This window comes from Kitasatospora sp. NPDC092286 (assembly GCF_044755565.1).
In the GTDB taxonomy this organism is placed as follows: Bacteria; Actinomycetota; Actinomycetes; order Streptomycetales; family Streptomycetaceae; genus Kitasatospora.
The window spans coordinates 68,338-86,650 of the sequence record NZ_JBIVRD010000026.1 but is presented as its reverse complement, the minus strand read 5'-3'; the positions used below and the strand labels follow the sequence as shown (position 1 = coordinate 86,650).

At 66.4% G+C, this 18,313-nt stretch carries 11 protein-coding genes and 4 pseudogenes; 9 read left to right on the top strand and 6 right to left on the bottom strand.

What is annotated here, in order from left to right; genetic code table 11:
* Nucleotides 1–251 precede the first annotated feature (251 nt).
* Nucleotides 252–1,121 carry a sterol desaturase family protein gene (locus tag ACIQIB_RS25180; protein ID WP_400760764.1) on the bottom strand — a complete coding sequence of 290 codons (870 nt, stop codon included), beginning with the start codon at nucleotides 1,119–1,121 and terminating at the stop codon, nucleotides 252–254.
* A 308-nt stretch (nucleotides 1,122–1,429) separates the two neighbouring features.
* Between ACIQIB_RS25180 and ACIQIB_RS25175 the strand changes: the two genes are divergently transcribed.
* Nucleotides 1,430–2,194 (top strand): DUF4097 family beta strand repeat-containing protein, encoded by a 765-nt coding sequence (locus ACIQIB_RS25175; protein ID WP_400760762.1) that lies wholly within the window; start codon nucleotides 1,430–1,432, stop codon nucleotides 2,192–2,194.
* Nucleotides 2,195–2,219: 25 nt separating this feature from the next.
* Here ACIQIB_RS25175 and ACIQIB_RS25170 read toward each other — a convergent pair whose 3' ends face one another.
* On the bottom strand, nucleotides 2,220–3,119 hold the full coding sequence (locus ACIQIB_RS25170; protein ID WP_400760759.1) for a phosphorothioated DNA-binding restriction endonuclease: 900 nt from the start codon (nucleotides 3,117–3,119) through the stop codon (nucleotides 2,220–2,222).
* Nucleotides 3,120–3,234: 115 nt separating this feature from the next.
* On the opposite strand from ACIQIB_RS25170, the gene ACIQIB_RS25165 reads away from it, so the two are divergent.
* On the top strand, nucleotides 3,235–5,460 hold the full coding sequence (locus tag ACIQIB_RS25165) for a hypothetical protein (RefSeq protein ID WP_400760756.1): 2,226 nt from the start codon (nucleotides 3,235–3,237) through the stop codon (nucleotides 5,458–5,460).
* Nucleotides 5,461–5,903: 443 nt separating this feature from the next.
* Here ACIQIB_RS25165 and ACIQIB_RS25160 read toward each other — a convergent pair whose 3' ends face one another.
* Nucleotides 5,904–6,698, bottom strand: coding sequence for a hypothetical protein (locus ACIQIB_RS25160; protein WP_363604133.1), 795 nt, complete (start codon nucleotides 6,696–6,698; stop codon nucleotides 5,904–5,906).
* 235 nt (nucleotides 6,699–6,933) lie between these two features.
* Nucleotides 6,934–7,205 (bottom strand): annotated as a pseudogene (locus ACIQIB_RS25155) (integrase core domain-containing protein); the annotation flags it as partial.
* A gap of 165 nt (nucleotides 7,206–7,370) precedes the next feature.
* Here ACIQIB_RS25155 and ACIQIB_RS25150 point away from each other — a divergent pair.
* Nucleotides 7,371–8,064: pseudogene (locus tag ACIQIB_RS25150) on the top strand (helix-turn-helix domain-containing protein); the annotation flags it as partial.
* Here ACIQIB_RS25150 and ACIQIB_RS25145 read toward each other — a convergent pair.
* Nucleotides 8,051–8,227 (bottom strand): annotated as a pseudogene (locus ACIQIB_RS25145) (helix-turn-helix domain-containing protein); the annotation flags it as partial. The pseudogenes ACIQIB_RS25150 and ACIQIB_RS25145 overlap by 14 nt on opposite strands.
* A gap of 793 nt (nucleotides 8,228–9,020) precedes the next feature.
* On the opposite strand from ACIQIB_RS25145, the gene ACIQIB_RS25140 reads away from it, so the two are divergent.
* The 6 genes and pseudogenes from ACIQIB_RS25140 to ACIQIB_RS25115 all read left to right on the top strand — a co-directional run bounded on the left by ACIQIB_RS25140 (nucleotide 9,021) and on the right by ACIQIB_RS25115 (nucleotide 17,427).
* Nucleotides 9,021–10,661: a type I restriction-modification system subunit M gene (locus tag ACIQIB_RS25140; protein ID WP_400760752.1), complete on the top strand. Its 1,641-nt coding sequence runs from the start codon at nucleotides 9,021–9,023 to the stop codon at nucleotides 10,659–10,661.
* A complete protein-coding gene (locus ACIQIB_RS25135; protein WP_400760750.1) occupies nucleotides 10,658–11,878 on the top strand; it encodes a restriction endonuclease subunit S in 1,221 nt (406 codons plus the stop codon). Before ACIQIB_RS25140 ends, ACIQIB_RS25135 begins: the two co-directional genes overlap by 4 nt.
* Nucleotides 11,875–15,117, top strand: coding sequence for a type I restriction endonuclease subunit R (locus tag ACIQIB_RS25130; protein WP_400760747.1), 3,243 nt, complete (start codon nucleotides 11,875–11,877; stop codon nucleotides 15,115–15,117). The genes ACIQIB_RS25135 and ACIQIB_RS25130 overlap by 4 nt, the downstream gene beginning before the upstream one ends.
* A gap of 154 nt (nucleotides 15,118–15,271) precedes the next feature.
* Nucleotides 15,272–15,430: pseudogene (locus ACIQIB_RS25125) on the top strand (AAA family ATPase); the annotation flags it as partial.
* Between the two features lie 402 nt (nucleotides 15,431–15,832).
* A complete protein-coding gene (locus ACIQIB_RS25120) occupies nucleotides 15,833–16,645 on the top strand; it encodes an AAA family ATPase (RefSeq protein WP_400760805.1) in 813 nt (270 codons plus the stop codon).
* Nucleotides 16,642–17,427: a hypothetical protein gene (locus ACIQIB_RS25115; protein ID WP_400760744.1), complete on the top strand. Its 786-nt coding sequence runs from the start codon at nucleotides 16,642–16,644 to the stop codon at nucleotides 17,425–17,427. The genes ACIQIB_RS25120 and ACIQIB_RS25115 overlap by 4 nt, the downstream gene beginning before the upstream one ends.
* On the opposite strand, the gene ACIQIB_RS25110 is transcribed toward ACIQIB_RS25115, so the two are convergent.
* Nucleotides 17,424–18,290 carry a hypothetical protein gene (locus ACIQIB_RS25110; RefSeq protein ID WP_400760741.1) on the bottom strand — a complete coding sequence of 289 codons (867 nt, stop codon included), beginning with the start codon at nucleotides 18,288–18,290 and terminating at the stop codon, nucleotides 17,424–17,426. The two genes, ACIQIB_RS25115 and ACIQIB_RS25110, sit on opposite strands and share 4 nt — an antisense overlap.
* Nucleotides 18,291–18,313: the final 23 nt, after the last annotated feature.

The following is an 18,313-nucleotide window of genomic DNA, read 5'->3' as shown; positions in this document are numbered from 1 at the left end:
GGTCTGGGGAATCAGCGGGGCCGGGGGATGCCGCAAGGCATGAGTCCGTCATGGTCGAGTCCTTGTGTCGCTGCGTTTCGCGCGCGCGGAAGAGCCGTGGGAGGCCACGCGGGCATGGGGACGGAGGCCGCGCTCCGCTCCCGGACGGGCCGAGGGCCGGCCGGCCGGAGAACCGGAGAAGAGGGCCAGGAGAGAGGCAGAAAGGAGACAGGGAAGGCGCGGACGAAGGGACGGTTCGGGGTGCGGCGCGGTCAGGCCGGCGCGTCGTCGGCCCGCGCCGGGCGTCTCCAGGGCTGGAGATGACTGGCGATCACCGCTTCCGTCCGGGGGAAGTCGGACGGGTACTGCAGCCCCACCGCGATCGGGCGACGGCCGGGGTACCAGGTGAAGCTGCCGAAGGCGTGGTCCCAGACGGAGAGATCGGAGCCGTAGTGTCCGGCCTCGGCCAGGTCGACGCTGTGGTGCAGCCTGTGCTGCTCGGGCCCGGCGAAGACGTGGTTGAGCAGGCCGATCCGGACATCGATGTTGGCGTGGACGAAGTAGCCCTGGGCCACCACGAACAGGCCCACCACGAACACCGACTCCGCGGAGAAGCCGGCCAGCGCGAGCGACAGCTGGACGACGCCCTGGGTGAGCAGCACGTCGACAATGTGGTTGACGCCGTTGTTGGCGACGTTCACCTTCTCCGGCACGTGGTGCACCCCGTGCAGCCGCCAGAGCCACGGATTGGTGTGGCACCAGCGGTGGACCAGATAGTTGGCGAGCGAGCCGAGCAGCATCGCCGCCGGGATCTCGGCCCAGAGCGGCAGTGCCGGATGCGGCGGTGCCAGCCAGCCGACGAGGGCCTGCACCGGCACCTGAGACAACCCCCCGCCGATCATTGTGAGGACGAAATAGACGCCGTACCAACCCCATTCACCGGCGCTCGGCTGCCACTCCGGCTCGTAGGGGATCATCCATTCGAGTAGGGTCAGATATCCGATGGTGCCGACCAGGAAGATCTGGCTCGCCCGGCCGAGATCCCATCGCCAGCGCAGGGCTGCGACCGATATCGACAGAAGTATGATCAGCAGGATCGGGTACGCGACATGCCGCAGCACCGATCGTAGCTGCCCACCCATGGCGACCCCCTTCGCGATCCACCACCGAACGATCACCGAAAGCATTCGTTCTGATACTAACGGTGGCTGGAAGATGATGCGAGGGATTTCCGAAAAGAATCACAAGCAACGGTAATTGTCTGATGATAAGCGGGCGCATTATTCGTCAGATAATGCCCCCTGAAAGTCTTTTACAAGAATAGTCAGATGACCGGCCCGCTCGGATCGGGCGCCCGGCAGCAGCCGACGACTGCCGAACAGCGAGACACCGGCCGATCTCTCCCGAACGGCAGATGTCGACGCCCCTGGCCGGCCGCGAGCATGGCGGCATGAAGAAGCCGACCGCCATACCGGCCTGGGTGGCCGCACTCCCGGCCCTGGCCGCCGCCCTCACCGGCTGCGGTGTCACCGACGACCTGGCCGCCCAACCCCGCAGCGATTCCCAGGACTTCGCCGTCCACGGCGATCAGTTCACCGTCGAGACCGACCAGGACGTGACACTGCTGCCCGCCGACGGGAAGGCCGTCAGGGTCGACCGCCACCTGACCGGCCGGGCCGCCCAGGACGGCAACGCCACCTGGGTGCTGGACGGCACCACCCTCAGACTCTCCGCCACCTGCAGCGGCGTCGCACTCAACTGCCAGGCCGACCACACCGTCCACGTCCCGCGGAACATGGCCGTGACCGTCCGGGGCACCGGCCCGGCAGGCGTCACCGCCAAGGGGATCGACGGCAGACTCGATGTGACGACCGGGCAGGGCGGCGTGGACATCGACACCGCCTCCGGGCCACTGCGCGTGCGCACCCGCTCGGGCCACATCACCGCGAACGGCCTGACCTCTCCCGAGGTCGACGCGGCCAATGACCACGGCAGCGTGAAGCTCGCCTTCCGCACCACGCCCACCGCCGTCAGCGCCGGTTCCACCACCGGCAGCATCACGGTGTCCGTGCCCAAGGACGGCACCCGGTACCGCGTCTCGGCCGCCGCCGGCTCCTCCCGCCCCCACGTCGACGTGGACCAGGACCCGGGCTCCCCCCGCACCATCACCGCCACCTCAAAGGTCGGCGTCGTCCGCGTCAACACGAAGGACTGACCGCCGGAACCCGATCCCCCACCCCTCACCCGACGGCCCGCGCCGCACCGTGGAACACCTGCCGAACGTGCCACTCCCGATGCCGGCCCGCGACCGCCGGAAGGCCCGGCTGCGGCCCGATCACCGACCGCCCGGCGAGCGCCAGCACCTGCTGCCGGCTGGCCTCGCCCCGCCCGACGAACCGCTGGGAGACCAGGATCCGGTGGTCCTCCCCCAGCCCCATGACCCCCTTGTCGAAGAGCTTGTGGTGCAGCGAGCAGAGACAGAGTCCGTTGTCGACGGTGTCCGGCCCGTCGTACGACCACCAGCGCACATGCGCGGCCTCCAGCCCGACCACACTCCCGCCGAGCGCCCCGTCGTACCCGCAGAACGCACACTGGAACTCGTAGGCGGTCAGTATCAGTTCACGCATCCGCCGATCACGCTGCCGCCGCGAGCCCCCGCCCCCACCACCGGGCACCCCGGTCTCGACCCCCTCCAGATCGAGCCCGACCGCCTCGCACAGCTCGACGTGCAACGACGGCGGAAAGTAGCTGTCCAGCAACACCCTGACCAGCCGCCCCAACAACGACGGATCCCTGGCAAGCGCCGCCCGCAGCCCGGCCGCCAGCCTCCCGGTGGCACCACTGGCCCGCAACTCCCGCACCCCCGTCCCCGGACTCCCCTCCCCCCGGTCGGTCCTGACCTCCCACACCCCGTCACTGACCAGATGGTGAAACGGATACGCCGGCGTCGTGGCATGCGGCGGCCCGTACTCCACGAGCAGCCGCTTCAACTCCCCCTCGACCACGCCGTACCGCAGCTCGCCGCCGGCATCCTGCTGATAACTCCCCAGCGCGTACAACAACAGCAACGGCTTGTGCGGTGCCCGCACCTCATTGCTCCCCCACCGCCGCAGCGCCCCCACCCGATCAAGCCAGTCCATACCCGCCACCGTAACCCGCCCCCTGACACCTCTGCCCCTGCGCGAAGGGCCGGCAGACACTGACGTGGCATCAGACATCCGCTCCTGCGGTGAGCCCGCTTGACTCTCCCGACATATGACGCCTCATCAGGCAGTAGGTGGCCGAAGTGCCGCGAGGCGGCCCGACGGCCGCCCGGGGTCTTACGTCCGCACCTACACCTACGACGACCACGGCAATGAGACGTCGGCCGGCGACGCCCGAGGGTTCACCACCGTCAAGTCCTACGACAGCACGGACAACCTCCGGTCCGTGATCGACCCGAGCGGACTCCGGACCGCCTACGTCTACGACGAGGCCGGCCACATCGCGACCGTCGGCGGCACCAACACCGGAACCGAGGGCTTCGGGCTGCTCACCGGCGTGGTTCGCCAGCCGGTCAGCGAGTCGCTGCCGGCTCGGACGACCGCCGTGTACTACGACGACGCGGCCCACCCGGGTGACACGACCCGCACGGTCGATCCGCGCGGCAATGTGAGCCGCAAGACCTACGACCCGACCGGAGCAGTCACCAGCGCGACCGACGAACTGGGCAACGTCACCAAGTACGGGTACAACACCGCCCGCGGCCTGCTGACCAGCGAGGTGGCACCGGACGGTGTCGCCGCCGGTACGTCACCGGGCTGCACCGCGCCGGCCAAGGGCTGCACGACCTACTCCTACGACGCGTGGGGCAACCGGACCGGAGCCGTCGACCCGCTCGGCCACGCCAGTACGTCCGCCTTCGACGCGGACGGGCACCGCACCTCGATGACCGACCCGAAGGGCAACACCACCCAGTACACGTACGACGCCCTCGGGAACCAGACCAAGGTGAAGCGGCCCGACGGAACGGTGCTGAGCACCGACTACAACCCCGGCGGCACGGTCGCCAGAACGGTCGACGCACTCGGCGCGGCCACCGTCTTCGCGTACGACGCCCAGAAGCGGCAGACCCTGCGCACCGATCCACTGGGCCGCGCCACCGCGAACGCCTACGACGCGGCCGGACGCCGCACGACATCGACCGATCCGAGCGGACGCGTCACCACCTTCACCTACGACGCGAACAGCCAGCCCGTCTCGGTGGCCTTCTCGGACGGGGCCACTGCGCCAGTGACCGCGATCAGCTATGACGCGGCCGGCCGGCAGCGCTCGATGACCGACGGCACCGGCACCTCCCGGCGCGTCTACGACGCGTTCGGCGAGCTGGTCTCGACGACCGACGGCGCCGGAGCGGTCACCGGCTACGGCTACGACGAGAACGGCAACCAGACGTCGATCACCTACCCCGGTGGAAGTTCCCAGACGGTCACCCGCACCTTCGACAAGGCGAACCGCCTGACCTCGGTCAAGGACTGGAACGGAAAGACCACCGGGTTCGGCTACGACGGCGCCGGCCACTGGGCCTCCACGGCCTTCCCGAACGGAACCACCGCCACCACGACGCTCGACGACTCCGGGCAGCCACTGACCGACCGGCTGACCGGCGGCAGCTCAACGCTGGTCTCGCTCGCCTACACCCGGGACAACACGGGCCGCGTCAGCTCGGAGAGCCCGAGCGGCGTGCCGGGCAGCGCCCTGACCTACCAGTACACGGCGCTGAACCAGCTCAAGTCCTCCACCGCGGGGTCGGCCACGACCGACTACGCCTACGACGCCGCCGACAACCCTGTCCGGACCGGAGCCACCGGGCAGGCCTTCGACGCGGCCAACCAGCTCTGCTGGAGCACGCCGGGCTCGATGCCGGCCGTGCCGTCCTGCACCGCTCCGCCGAGCGGCGCGACCACCTACACCTGGGACCCGCAGGGCAACCGCACGAAGGCGACCACCGGGAGCACCGTCGTCACTCACACGTACGACCAGGCGAACCGCCTGACCGGTGTGAGCAGCGGCGGGACCACCAGCGCCTACACGTACAACGGCGCCGGCCTGCGGACACAGAAGACCACCGGGACGACAGCTGTCTCCTGCACCTGGGACGCGGAAAAGATCCCCAACCTGCTCTCCAACGGCTCGTCCTCGTACATCTACGGACCGGATGACCTACCGGTCGAGCAGATCACCGGCACAGGGACCCTCTGGTTCTTCCACGACCAGCTGGGCTCCACCCGCGCCCTGACCGACGCCGCGGGCTCGGTGGCCGGAGCGCACGCCTACACGCTTCTGCTGGAGGGCCGCGACGGGGCGCGCTGCCGGATCCCGCTGCTGGCCGTGCGGCGGCGGGACCGGCAGCGGCTCGTCGCCGCCCTCGAACGGACGGCCCCGCCCGGCGTCGTCCGAGAAGACCGGGCTCTGCGTGACCTGCGGGGCTTCCCGAGCTGACAGTTCCGCTGGAGGTCGTAGCCGGGTTGGATCCGCAGGTTCTTACCGGTCCTCAAGGCGGTCCAGCGCTCACGCAACGGGCAGTCGATACAGCGGCGGTCGAAGTTCGCGGTGCCGGCGAGTGTGGGGGCCGCGGTCGGGTGACAGCGCGACGGTGTAGCCGGCCGTACCGCAGGCGGGCGCATTCGGAAGTTCCCGAGGGCCAAGCCGCCCGTAGTGCCGGGCCGTTGGGCGGGCTGGAAGAACAATATGTGTCCGGCCTCGCCGAGGGCCTGGCGCGCGGTTCCGGTGGAGCAGAAGGTGTCGCCGAACGCCTCGACGGGCCTGTCCTCGCAGGCGAGCAGGTCTACGGCGGTGTTCGCCTCTGCGACCGCCGGCGGGCGGTTGTGTCCGCGAGCTCGCGAGTGCCGCCTGCGACCGTTGGCGCCGCTCGACAGATCCGATTAACTCGAACCGGTGCCGAAGGAGCGCAGTTGGTAGTAGTCGCCGCCGTACGAGGCATCGCGTGCTTTCTGCAGCACGGTCGCGACCGGGCCGGAACGGTGGAGCGGGCTGTCGATGACGGTGCCCTGTCCGGACGCGAAGGCGTTGGCTACCCGGGGTTCCATGGCGTCCAGCCAGGCCGTGGCGGACGCCGGCGCCGCCCCGGGATGGTCCAGGCTCGCGCAGTCGTGCAGAAAATCGGCGCGCTTCGTGGCCGAGGCCGTCACAGAACAGGACAGGGAGATCAGATCTCCGTCGAGGCTCCACACCGCGGCGATCGATGTCGCCACCTCCCCGCTCCGTTTGACGCCCGACGTGTGCCAGACGGTCGGCCGGCCGGGAAACTCGACCTTCTGCCGGGTGTCCAGGGTTATGCCCCAGGTGGCGGCGAAGCGGTTCAGGTATGACTCGCCGGTGTACCCACGCTTGATCACCTGGCTTTTGACGACTGGGACAGCGGTGCCCGGTGCCGGTTCGCTGGGCCAGTCCGTCAGGCTCTGCGAGTCCGGGGCGGCACTGGACGAGCCCGCCGAGCTCGCCGGGCCCGCCGGGGCCGGTGAGTCGGGAACCGTGCCGGACGGGGTGACCGAGCCCGTCGGGGACGACGAGCCCGGGCCCTCACCCGGGCTGATTCGGGTGGCGGCTTCGGCTCCGGGCCGGTTCGGGTCCTTGTCGTGCGAGGTCGAGCATCCGGCCAGGACGGCGAGGATCGCGGCGGCCGCGGCTGCGCGCGTCAGGGGGTGGGTGGGGCTCAAGGACGGCTCCTTCGGGCTGGCGGTGTCGTGCGGTTGGCCGGAACGGCCCCGGGACGCCCAAACGCGTCCCGGGGCCGCTTGCGGGTCAGGCCGGCTGTGGGCTTGACGTCACGTCAGTCTTTCCAGCAAAGGGCGGTACTGGATGGGGACGAGGCCGGAACGAAGGCCATGGCATCGAACGCCATGGCTTCGCCACCAGTCTGGATGGAGGGGCCCCGGAGTGTGGACACTAGTGCTATGCGGCGAGTGCCGGCGTAGCTGATCGTTGTTCGAACTCGATCGGACTGAGGCAGTTCAGCGCGGAGTGCCTCCTGCGGGTGTTGTACCGGGTGATCCACCGGAAGACCGCCAGGCGGGCGGCACGGGCTCCAGCCCAGCGCTTCGCGCCCTGCAGAGTCTCCCGCTTCAGGGTCGCGTCGAACGCCCGGCGGCCGCGTTGTCCGCGCTCGTGCCGACCGCGCCACGGCTCCTGGCCACACCCAGCTCCCGGAAGATCAGGGCGAATTCATTGAACCCGACTGTGACCCGCGATTCACATCCGGCCTCTCGCGGTCCGGTGGGCCGGCGGACTCCCGGGCTCTGGTGCCGCATCAAGCAACGTTCGCCCCGCTGTGATTGTGATGTGCCATCCGGAGGATGCTCCGGACGGCACATGTGCGCCAAGCTGTGCGCGTGGCAGAGCGAGTACGGGTCAGAGAGATCGATGACGACGAGGGCAGAGGGCTGCTGCGGCTGTCCGCCCAACGCGTGAGCGTGGCGAAGATCGCCGAGGTGACGTTCACCAGCGCGGACCGGGTCCGGGACGTGATCCACAACTTCAACGCCGACGGCTTCGAATCGCTCTATCCGAAGTACCGGGGTGGACGGCCGAGGACGTTCACGCTGCCCGAGCGCCGGGAGATCAAGAAGATCGCCAAGTCCAGGCCGACCGAACACGGCCCGCCGTTCTCGACCTGGAGCCTGGCCAAGCTGGCCGACTTCCTGGTTACCGGGGGTGGTCTACGACATCAGCCACGAGGGCCTGCGGGTCCTGCTCCGCGAGGAAGGCGTCTCCTTTCAACGCGTGAAGACCTGGAAGACCTCCCGCGACCCGGACTACGCGGCCAGGAAGGCCCGGGTCGAGCACCTCTACGCGATCGCCGACGGTGAGGTCATCCCCGAGGAAGGCGAGCCCGAAGTCGTCTTCTGCCTCGACGAGTTCGGGCCGCTCAACCTCCAACCCCACCCCGGCCGGAAGTGGGCGGAGCGCGGCGACCACCACAAGGACCCCGACCGCGAGCCACGGCCACGGGCGACCTACACCTGCCCGCACGGGGTTCGGCACCTGTTCGCGGCCTACGATCTGGCCAGGGACCAGCTCTACGGTCTTTGCCCCATCTCATGTCTCGGGACACCGTCGATGGATCGCGGCCGAGGCGTCGCGCGGTCTCCCGGACTCCGATGCCCTGCGCTTTGAGGATCGCGATCTCTTCACGCTCGTGGAAGGACAGGTACCGGCCGGACTGTGGGGCAAGATCCATCGGTGGCATGCCGCCACCGTGCCGAAACCACCTGCAACCCGCTGCCTGGGATACGCCAGCACCCCCTTCGCGATCTCCCGCCAGAACTGGCGTTCCACTTCCCGCCGAAGCGCTGGCGCACCCGGGGATTTCATCGGCGACCGCCCGGTCAACGCCGCCATCCACCCTGCTGGCCTGCCCATCAACACCTCCGAGGACGAGGTGTTGCGACGACCGATTGAATCCGCACCGGGCGCCGTGGTCCGAGTGAAACACCACCCCGCGCACGTCCCCGCCCCGGACACCGGCCGCCGAGCGGACCGCGTCGACCACCAGGCCGGAACGCATGTGCTCTGCCAACGCCTGCCGGCCGGTCAAGGAACAACAAAAGACCCAGGTCAGAGGCTATCTGCCCTGGGCCTTCACTGAGCCGCCTATGGGATTCAAACCCATGACCTACGCATTACGAGCCCGAGAGTGATCATGCTGGCTGATGCCAGCGTCGGTCACCTGGTGATGAACCAGCAGGTCAGGACGTTGCGCCGTGATCCACGATCCCGCCCGAGCCGGCACGTGCCACCCCGTCCGCTCACGCATAGTCCGGAAGACCCGTGGCCAGCAGACGGGCAGACGGCAGGCTTCAACACTGGGCGAGCGGATGCACCAGCCGCGAACGAGGCAGGTGGGCATGCGGCAGGGGCGAAACATCGGGCGACCTAGTCTTCCCCGGAGCCACTGTTTCCCCACCTACTCGTCTGTAGGCTTCTCTGGTAGCCCCCTCAGTACGCGCGGAACCACGCAACTGTTAGAGAAGCGAGCACCAGTGCCACCACGGAAGAAGAAAGACGCCAAGCCCAAGCCGATGAAGGCGATCCTCTGGGAGTCCGCCGACCAGCTCCGAGGAACTCTGGACGCGGCCGAGTACAAGCACTTCGTGCTCGGGCTCGTCTTCCTCAAGTACGTCTCCGTGGCCATGGCCGAGAAGCGCGCGCAGTTGGAAGAGGGTCTCAGGGACGGCAGCATGCTCGCCTCGCTCGGCCTCGAGGGCACCGCCTCGGAGGAGTTGATCTCCCAGACGGTTGAGGACTGCAGGCAGTACACGGGCGCCGGGCTCTTCTACGTACCGCCGACCGCCCGCTGGGAAGTGGTGATGGAACGGGCCCGGGGAACCCTGGAGGGCCAGTCCCTCGGCGAGGTCATCAACGACGCCATGGACTCCATCGAAAAGGTCAACCCCGCACTCAAGGACACCCTCCCCCAGGAGTACAACAGCCCGCGAGTCAACGAGACGACGCTGGCTGGCCTGGTGAAGCTCCTCGACCGTCTCGAATTCCAGTCCCAGGTCGGCGAGGACGGTAAGCGCACCGGGGCCAGGGACCTGATGGGTGAGGTGTACGAGTACTTCCTCGCTCAGTTCGCGCTCGCCGAGGGACGCAAGGGCGGGGAGTTCTTTACACCCGAGTCCATCGTGCGGCTGCTCGTGGAGATTCTGGAACCGCAAGAGGGTGAGCGTGTCCTCGACCCTGCGTGCGGCTCGGGCGGCATGTTCGTCCAGGCCGAGAAGTTCATCGAGCTGCACGAGGGCAACCGCTTCAATGTCTCCGTGTACGGTCAAGAGCGCAACCTTACGACGTGGCGGCTGGCGAAGATGAACCTCGCCATCCATGGCATCGAAGCAAACCTTGGGGATGAGCCCGCCGACTCTTTCCACGAGGACCAGCACCCCGGGCTGAAAGCCGACGTGGTCCTCGCCAACCCGCCGTTCAACATCTCCAACTGGGGTGGTGAACGACTCAGTATGGACCCCCGCTGGACCTACGGCCTACCGCCGGTAGGCAACGCGAACTTCGCATGGATCCAGCTCATGGTCAACAAGCTACGGCCGGGCGGACGTGCGGGAATCGTCCTGGCTAACGGCTCAATGAGCGGGAAATCGGGGGGAGAGGGCGACATCCGGCGGCGGATGGTCGAGGACGACCTTGTGGCGTGCATGGTGGCACTTCCAGGGCAGCTATTCCGGTCTACTCAGATTCCAGCATGCCTGTGGTTTCTCGCGGAGGGGAAAAGCAAGCGGCACGCGGATTGGGTCAAGGGGCGCGCCGGTGAAATTCTCTTCATCGATGCGAGCGGGCTTGGCACGATGGAAGAGCGCACGCTGCGAGAGCTCAAGGAGCCGGACATCGAGCGGGTCGCCTCAACCTTCCGTTCTTGGCGCGGGCTTGAAGGTGCGGGGACATATACAGATGTTCCTGGCTTCTGTCGGAGCGCGACTCTGGAGGAAGTGCGGAGCAACGGCTTCGTCCTGACACCCGGGCGGTATGTGGGGGTCGCCGAGGTGGAGCAGGATCCGGACGCGGAATCGGCGGAGGCGAAGGTAGAGCGGCTTACGAAGGAACTGTTCATGCACTTCGAGGAAGCCGGTCGCCTAGAGGCAGCTGTGCGGGAGCAGGTGGGGAGGCTGTGACGCAGAACCCGCGGCAGTGGACGCTAAAGGAACTGGCGCTGGCCGGCGAAATTGAATTTGGAGATGGATACCGCACCAAGCGCTCTGAACTAGGGCCGTCGGGATTCCCAATCCTCCGAGTGGCAGAGGTGCTCGACGGGAAGATCTCCCCCGTCTACTCCGAGTTCGTCCGGCCGGAGTTTCGAGCCTCTATGAAACAGAAAGTTGCGCGCCCCGGCGACATCGTGCTCACAACCAAGGGCACAGTGGGTCGCGTAGCCATGATCCCTAAAGAATCCGCCGAGTTCTCATACAGCCCGCAAGTTTGCTACTTCCGAATTACCGGCGAGAACCAGGTCATCTCTAAATACCTCTACTATTGGTTTCGCAGCGATGCGTTCCGCGTACAGGCCGCCCGCCTCAAGGGGCAGACGGATATGGCCGACTATCTGAACCTGGCAGATATTGGTTCACTCAAGGTCGCACTTCCGGATCTTCAATCACAGCGAGCCATCACCGAAGTTCTGGGCGCCCTCGACAAAAAGATCGCCGTCAACGAGCAGATCGCCGAGACCGCGTTCACACTTGCCAAGGCACACATGGGGGTCGTGGAATACGCTGAACCCTTGTGCATCAGCGACGTAGCCGACGTCTTTGACGGTCCGCACGCCACACCGAAGAAGACCACCGAAGGGCCGTGGTTCCTCAGTATCAGCAGCCTCAAGGGCGGCGTCCTTGATCTGGCCGAATCTGCGCATCTCGCAGAGGAGGATTTTCCCCGCTGGACTCGGCGTGTTCAGCCAAGTAAGGGCGACGTACTATTCTCTTACGAGACACGGCTGGGTGAAGCTGCGCTCATGCCCCCCGACGTGCGGGCGAGTCTCGGTCGGCGTATGGGCCTGCTGCGCCCCAAACCCGGCGCCGTCAGGGGTGCGCTGCTCCTCCATGCATATCTGAGCCCACACTTCCAAGAGGAAATCCGGCGGCGCACCGTGCACGGAGCTACGGTCGACCGGATTCCGCTCAAGGAAATGCAAACCTGGCCGATTACGCTTCCTTCCGCGGGTGTTCGGGAGAAGCTTTCCGACGTCCTCGAAACACTGCACGCGTCCATCGAGCAAGCGGCGTTGGAGAATCGAACACTTGCGAATCTTCGCGACACCTTGATCCCCCAGCTCATCACCGGAAAGATTCGCGTCAAGGACGCCGTGCGCGTCGTGGAGGATGTTGCGTCATGAGCGAGGAAAGTGCCGCCAGGGCAGGGGAGTTCGCGGCGCGGGCCTTCGGCAATTCGTCGGAGGCTCAGTGGGAGATACTCGCTCTCGATCAGCTCGCCGAGTTCGGCTGGCAGCACTTTCCCGGTAAGGAGCTGAATCCGAACAGCGGGCACCGCAAGGGCTGGAGTGACCTGGTCCTGTACCCCCGCCTGCGTACCGCCATCGCCACTCGTCACCCCCAACTCCCCTCTCACGCGGTGGAGGAGGCGATCACCGAGCTACTGCGGCAGACGCCAGGCAGCGATGTCCGTAAGAACTGGGACTTCTATAAGAAGCTCACCGGCGGCCTGAAAGTCAGCTATACGGACCCGCTCACCGACAAGAAGCGCAGCATGACCGTCCGCCCTGTCGACTTCACCGACCCGCACGGCAACGATCTCGTCGCCTCCTCGCAGGTACGGATACGTGCGGCCAGCGAGCGCGCATTCGTCTTCGACATCATCCTGTACGTCAACGGACTCCCGCTCGCCGTCATCGAGTTGAAGAAGGCCAGCGGGCCGGATGACTCCCGCACGGCGTACGACCAGATCCAGAACTACCGGCGTGAGCTCAAGAGCGACGGGACCTTCCGAACGTTATTTCTCGCCGTCGCCACAGACGGAGTGACCGCCCGCCTCGGCACCCCGTTCACACCGTGGGAGCACATGGCGCCCTGGCATGCCGAGGACGGGGTCCTACTCAAGAAGAAGGAAGAGCGTGAGGACGGGCGGGCCCTAGAACGGATGATCGCCGGGGCACTCGAACCCACCCACTTCCTCGGCCAAATCGCCAGTTTCCTGTCCTACTCCGCCGAAGGCACCGGCGGCAGCGTGGACACAGTGAAGCTCGCCAAGGCTCACCAGTACATCGCTGTCAACACAGCCCTCGCCGCCACCGCGTCCGCCGCCGCCACGGACGGCAGAGCGGGTGTCGTCTGGCACACGCAGGGTGCCGGCAAGAGCGAGGAAATGCTCTTCTACACCGGCAAGCTGGCTGGTCTGCCCGGTCTGCCCCTTCCGACAGTCGTTCTCGTCACTGACCGAGTCGACCTCGACACCCAACTTTTTGACACGTTCAACGCCAGCCACAGCCTTCATAGAGCCATCGGCGGCCAGCCTGAGAAGGCCCATAACAGTGACCAGTTGAAGGAACTTCTCGTCCGAGGCGAGGGCAGCGGCGGTGTCATCTTCACCACGCTCCAAAAGTTCCGGATCAGCAAGGCGGAGAAGGCAGCGGGTGGCCGGCATCCACTGCTGTCAGACCGCCGGGACGTCATTGTCATTGTCGACGAGGCGCATCGCAGCCACTACGACTTCGAGGACGGTTTCGCCCGCCATCTGCGGGACGCGCTCCCTCACGCCACGTTCATCGCCTTCACCGGCACCCCGATCGACAACCGGAGGGGCAACACCCTCGCGGTCTTCGGGCCGACGATTCACACCTACGACCACACCCAGGCGGTTAGCGACGGGGCCACCGTCCGTGTCTTCTACGAGCCAATCCTCCACAAGGTAAAACTCCCTGACGACAAAGACCTGGATGAGATGGACGCCCAGGCCGAGGGGTTGGTCGAGGGACTGAGTCAGGCAGAACAAGCCCGTGCCCGTGCCCAGTTCGCCACGTTCGAGAGCGTGATCGGTGCGCCCGAGCGCATAGCGAAGCTCGCCGATACTCTCCTGTCTCACTGGGACAACCGCAGTAGGGAGATGATCAAGCTTACGGGCAGCCCCGGCAAGGGGATGGTCGTCTGCTCCTCGCGCAGGATCGCGGCCCGGCTCTTCAATGCCCTCGCCGATCGCCGTCGCGACTGGGTCGGCGAGCCTGACAAGAAGACCGGGCTGCTGCCTGACGACACCGGGAAGATCCGGGTCGTTTACACCGGCAATGCGGGCAAGGACGACGACGAGATTGCTCCCTACGTCCGTTCACCCGAGAAACTCAAAAGCATCCAGGGCAGGGCCGCTGACCCTGACGACGAACTCGAACTCGTCATCGTTCAGTCTCTGTGGTTGACCGGCTTCGACTCGCCCCCGCTGCACACCCTCTACCTCGACCGCCGGATGCGCGGCGCCGCCCTTATGCAGGCCGTCGCGCGCGTCAATCGGACCTGGGGCGAGAAACCGTCTGGTCTGGTGGTGGATTTCCTGGGGGTCGCTCGACATCTCACGGATGCCATCGCCGAGTACACCTCGGACATCGACCAGGACAAGGAGACCATCGGCGCACACATCTCCGAGGCCGTTAAGGCCGTACGGGAGAAGCATCAATCGATCACCGAGTTGCTCCGTGACTGCCCGTGGCGGGAGACGCTCGCCTCGGCTGGCTATCAGGAAGCCTTGTACGCCGTCCTGGAGTTCCTTCGGGAGGCCGAGCCCGCTCTGGAGCCCGGGAAACCCACCCGCCTACAGCGCTTCATGCACTTCGGCAAGCTGCTGTCCCAAGCCTTCTCGCTCTGCCCCACTCACGAGGGCGTCATGGACCTCCTCGACGACATTCGATTCTTCGCGTCCGTGCGCGCCTCGCGCGAGAAGCTCGACGCGGACGAACGGGCCGACCAGGGTCTCGCCACCGCCGCCGACCAACTCCGCTACATCGAGCAGCTCAACGCCGCAGCGGTTGTCGCGGACGGGGTGGTGGACATCTACAACGCCGCCGGTCTCACCAAGCCCGACCTCTCGCACCTGGACGAGGAGTTCGTCGCGCAGCTAAAGGAGAGCCGGCACCCCAACCTGGCCCTCGAAGCCCTGCGCCGCTCCCTGATGAAGGAGATCCGTGACTCTCACCCAGGCAACATCACCCGGCAGCACGCTTTCACCAAGCGCATGCAGGAGACGATGAACCGGTATCACAACGGACTGATCACCTCCGCCCAGACTATGGACATCCTCGTCGAGTTCGCCCGCGAGGTGTCCGCCGACCGGGTCCGGGCCGCCGAACTCGGCCTCACGGAAGACGAGCTCGCCTTCTACGACGCCGTAGCCGCCAACCCCTCCGCCCTGCAGATGGGCGACGATGTCCTCCGACGGATCGCCCGGCACCTGTACCGCTTGGTGTCGGAGGATGTCACCGTCGACTGGCGGATCAAGAGCCAGGCACGCGACCGCATTCGTGCCAAGGTCCAGTTCCTGCTCAACTACTACGGCTATCCGCCGGACAAGGCGCCGGATGCGATCGACCGCGTGCTGAAGCAGACCGAGGTCAAGGCAGACGAGTGGGCCTGAACTGTGGTCGGGCCCGAGCTGGTGACCGTCCCGCCCCTCATACCGCGCGGGCTGTCTTCAACACCCGCGCCAACAAGGGAGCACCGCGCCTCGTTCATGTCAGCAGCTCATGAGAGGCTAAAGCAGCGGAGCACCAAGGCAGGGAGGAGGGCGAATGTACGTAACTGGGATCGGACTCTCGAACGTCCGCGGTTTCACGGGAGCACGTGCCGTAGACGAGCTCCCGCTACCAACCAATGACAACGGCAGCTGGACAGTGATCGCTGGCCGTAACGGCTCGGGGAAGTCCACGCTCCTGCGTGCCCTCGCGCTCACACTCGCCGGCCCCCAAGTGGCTCGCACCCTGGTTCAAGACTTCAGCAGCTGGATCACCAACGGCAAGACCTCCGCCTGGGCACAGGTGTACGTAAAGCCGGACTATTCTGTCGACAGGCTCACCGGACGCGGCAGGGCACCTGATGGCCCTGTCGTCCTGGGGTTGGACTGGACCGTCCCAGAGGGGGGGATACCGAGTGCGCTCCCATTCGCCACGCCACAACAGCCCCAACTGACCCCCTATGACGGCGAGAATTACGGCTGGCTAGGTGCGGCGCGTGGCCCTTGGGCTGATCACCCGCAGGGCTGGTTCTGCGCCGGCTATGGCCCATTCCGCCGATTGACCGGAGGGTCGGGAGAAGCCCAGAGGACGATGCTCGCACCGGGCCCGGCAGGTCGTATGGCTTCACTTTTCTACGAGGACGCTTCCCTTTCCGAAGGAGTGAGCTGGCTCAAGGAGTTGCGGCTAAGGGCGCTGGAGGGACAAGAGCAAGCATCCGAGCTGTTGGAGACGGTGCAGGCCCTGCTCTCTGACGGACTGTTGCCAGATGGCTACCGAGCGATAAGGGTGAGCTCGGAGGGGTTGTGGGTCTCACCAGCCTCCAATCCGGAACAGGCATATCCGCTTCGGGAGATGAGCGACGGGTTCCGTACAGTCGCCTCGCTGGTCTTGGATATCGTGCGGCAGCTGCAGAACGCCTACGGGACTCTGGACGCAGGTACAGATGACGCGGGACGGCCCACAGTCCGGATGCCCGGGGTTGTGATCGTAGACGAGGTGGACGCCCACCTCCACGTTACGTGGCAGCGACGTATTGGAGACTGGTTGCGCATCCACTTCCCCCGGATTCAGTTCATCGTCACCAGCCACAGCCCATACATCTGCCAAGCGGCAGACCCTGGCGGTTTGATTCGCCTACCGGGCCCGGAAGAGGAGCGGCCCCCGGAAGTCGTGGACGACGCGCTGTACCACCGCATCGTGTACGGCAGTGGTGAAGATGCTGCACTCTCGGAACTGTTCGGCCTGGAGTCCCCGTACTCCAGGCGTGCTGTAGAGCAGCGCCGAAAGCTCGTGCCGTTGGAGCGAAAGGTCTTCGCAGGCGAGGCCACTGAGCAGGAGGCCCGGGAATATCGCCAACTGGCAGCCGAGCTCAGCAGCTCCCGTTCAGCCCGAGTACGCGAGGTGGCAGCCCGGCTGGGAAACGACGGGTGATCCCGGTCCAACGGCTGCCGGCCACCGACCGACTGGTCCGGCTTTGCGATAGCCGCACAGAAAAGATTCGAGAACTGGGTGCCACCAGCAAAGTCGCCAGAGACGAGTGGCGTCTTGCGGAGTCCGCCAAAAACGAGATACGAACCCTGCTGGAAAAGATGGCTCCAGGTGTGCTGCGGTGCATGTACTGCCTGGACAACATGGGCACCGATATCGACCACTTCGAACCGTTGTCCCGCACCCCGCTGCGTACTTTTTGCTGGCACAACCACCTGCTGGCCTGCTCTCGATGCAACAGCAACTACAAGCGTGAGGAATACCCTTGCGACGACGAGACTGGACAGTGCCTGCTGATTGATCCTAGCTCAGACGATCCAGCCGACCACCTCGAATTGCTCGTGACAATTGGCGAGTACGAAGGTAAGACCCGCAAGGGCGAGGAGAGTATCAGGGTCTTCGGCCTTAACCGAGAAGACCTGGTACAAGGGCGCTTCGACGCGTACGTCACATCCTGTGACGTACTCAACTCTTGGCACCGTAAGGTGCGCAGAGGCGACCTGACAGGGGCAGCGCTGTCCGCTGCCGCTCTACGCCGCGAGCCCTTCGGTGACGTACTGCGTGCTCTGGAGAAGCTGGGCCGCCTGCCTTATGCGGCAACAGCGCTCGGCGATGAGCTCGCCGATTCCCTGCAGGCGTGGCTCCGCACGCCTACAGCGGCCAATCCGATTAATGCAGTCCCGCGCCCACACGCAAAGTCCCACGATCCAAGCCCAGCGGTCTAGACCCGTCTTCCGACCAGCGCTGTCCTGCGGGCAACCATCACGTTGGCCAGCGCCTGCCCGTTCGTGATCCATTCCGTGTCGCCGGCGGAGACCGAGTACTGAACGGCTTCGAGGACGGCTTCGTCGGCGGCAGCGGGCTTGGCGAGGTATGCCCGCATGTATTGCTTGAAGATCGCGGGCAGTTGGTTTGGCTGGGTTCCGGTCTTGGCTCTCAGGGAGAAGATCGGGAGGAACCACTGTGCGAAGCCGTCCTTGATCTCCTGGGTGGCGCGGTAGGCATCGTGCAGTGGCTGGAGGCTTGCCGTGTGGTCGTACGGGAGGTGGCCGTGCAGGGCGTACTGAAGCCGGGTACCGCCATGTTCGCGGAAGTGCTGGCCGTGGGCGGCGATGTGGTTGGCGGCGTTCTCGGTGATGGTCATGACGGCCACATCCGCCTGGTGCCTTCGGGCTGCGGCGAGGACTGTGGCGTGGATGCCGGCGCGTGGGTCGAGGACGAACCCGTTGAGGCCGAGGGGCGAGAGGTCGATGCCGTGGTCGCGGGTTCGGGAGAGGATCAGGCGCTGGGCGACGTGGGCGGCGGTGTGCTGGAGGTGCTTGGGCTGCTGGCGGTGGCTGGCGTGGATGTCCGAGCGGTCGAGGACGGGGCGGTCCTTGGCGAGTTCGGCGACGAGGTGGAGGCCGGTGCGTTCCTGGGTGTCGGTGCTGCCGCAGGCGTTGCAGGGGTGGCCGCCCGTGCCGGTCATGTGGCCGCAGGCTCGGCAGATCGGGACGGTCTCGCGGCTGATGTTTAGGGCGCCGACACGGAGGTTGTTCTCGATCATCTCCAGCGCGAGGCTGGCGACCTCGGCGTCGGTGTCGGTCATGATGCCGCCCACCGGGGACTGTC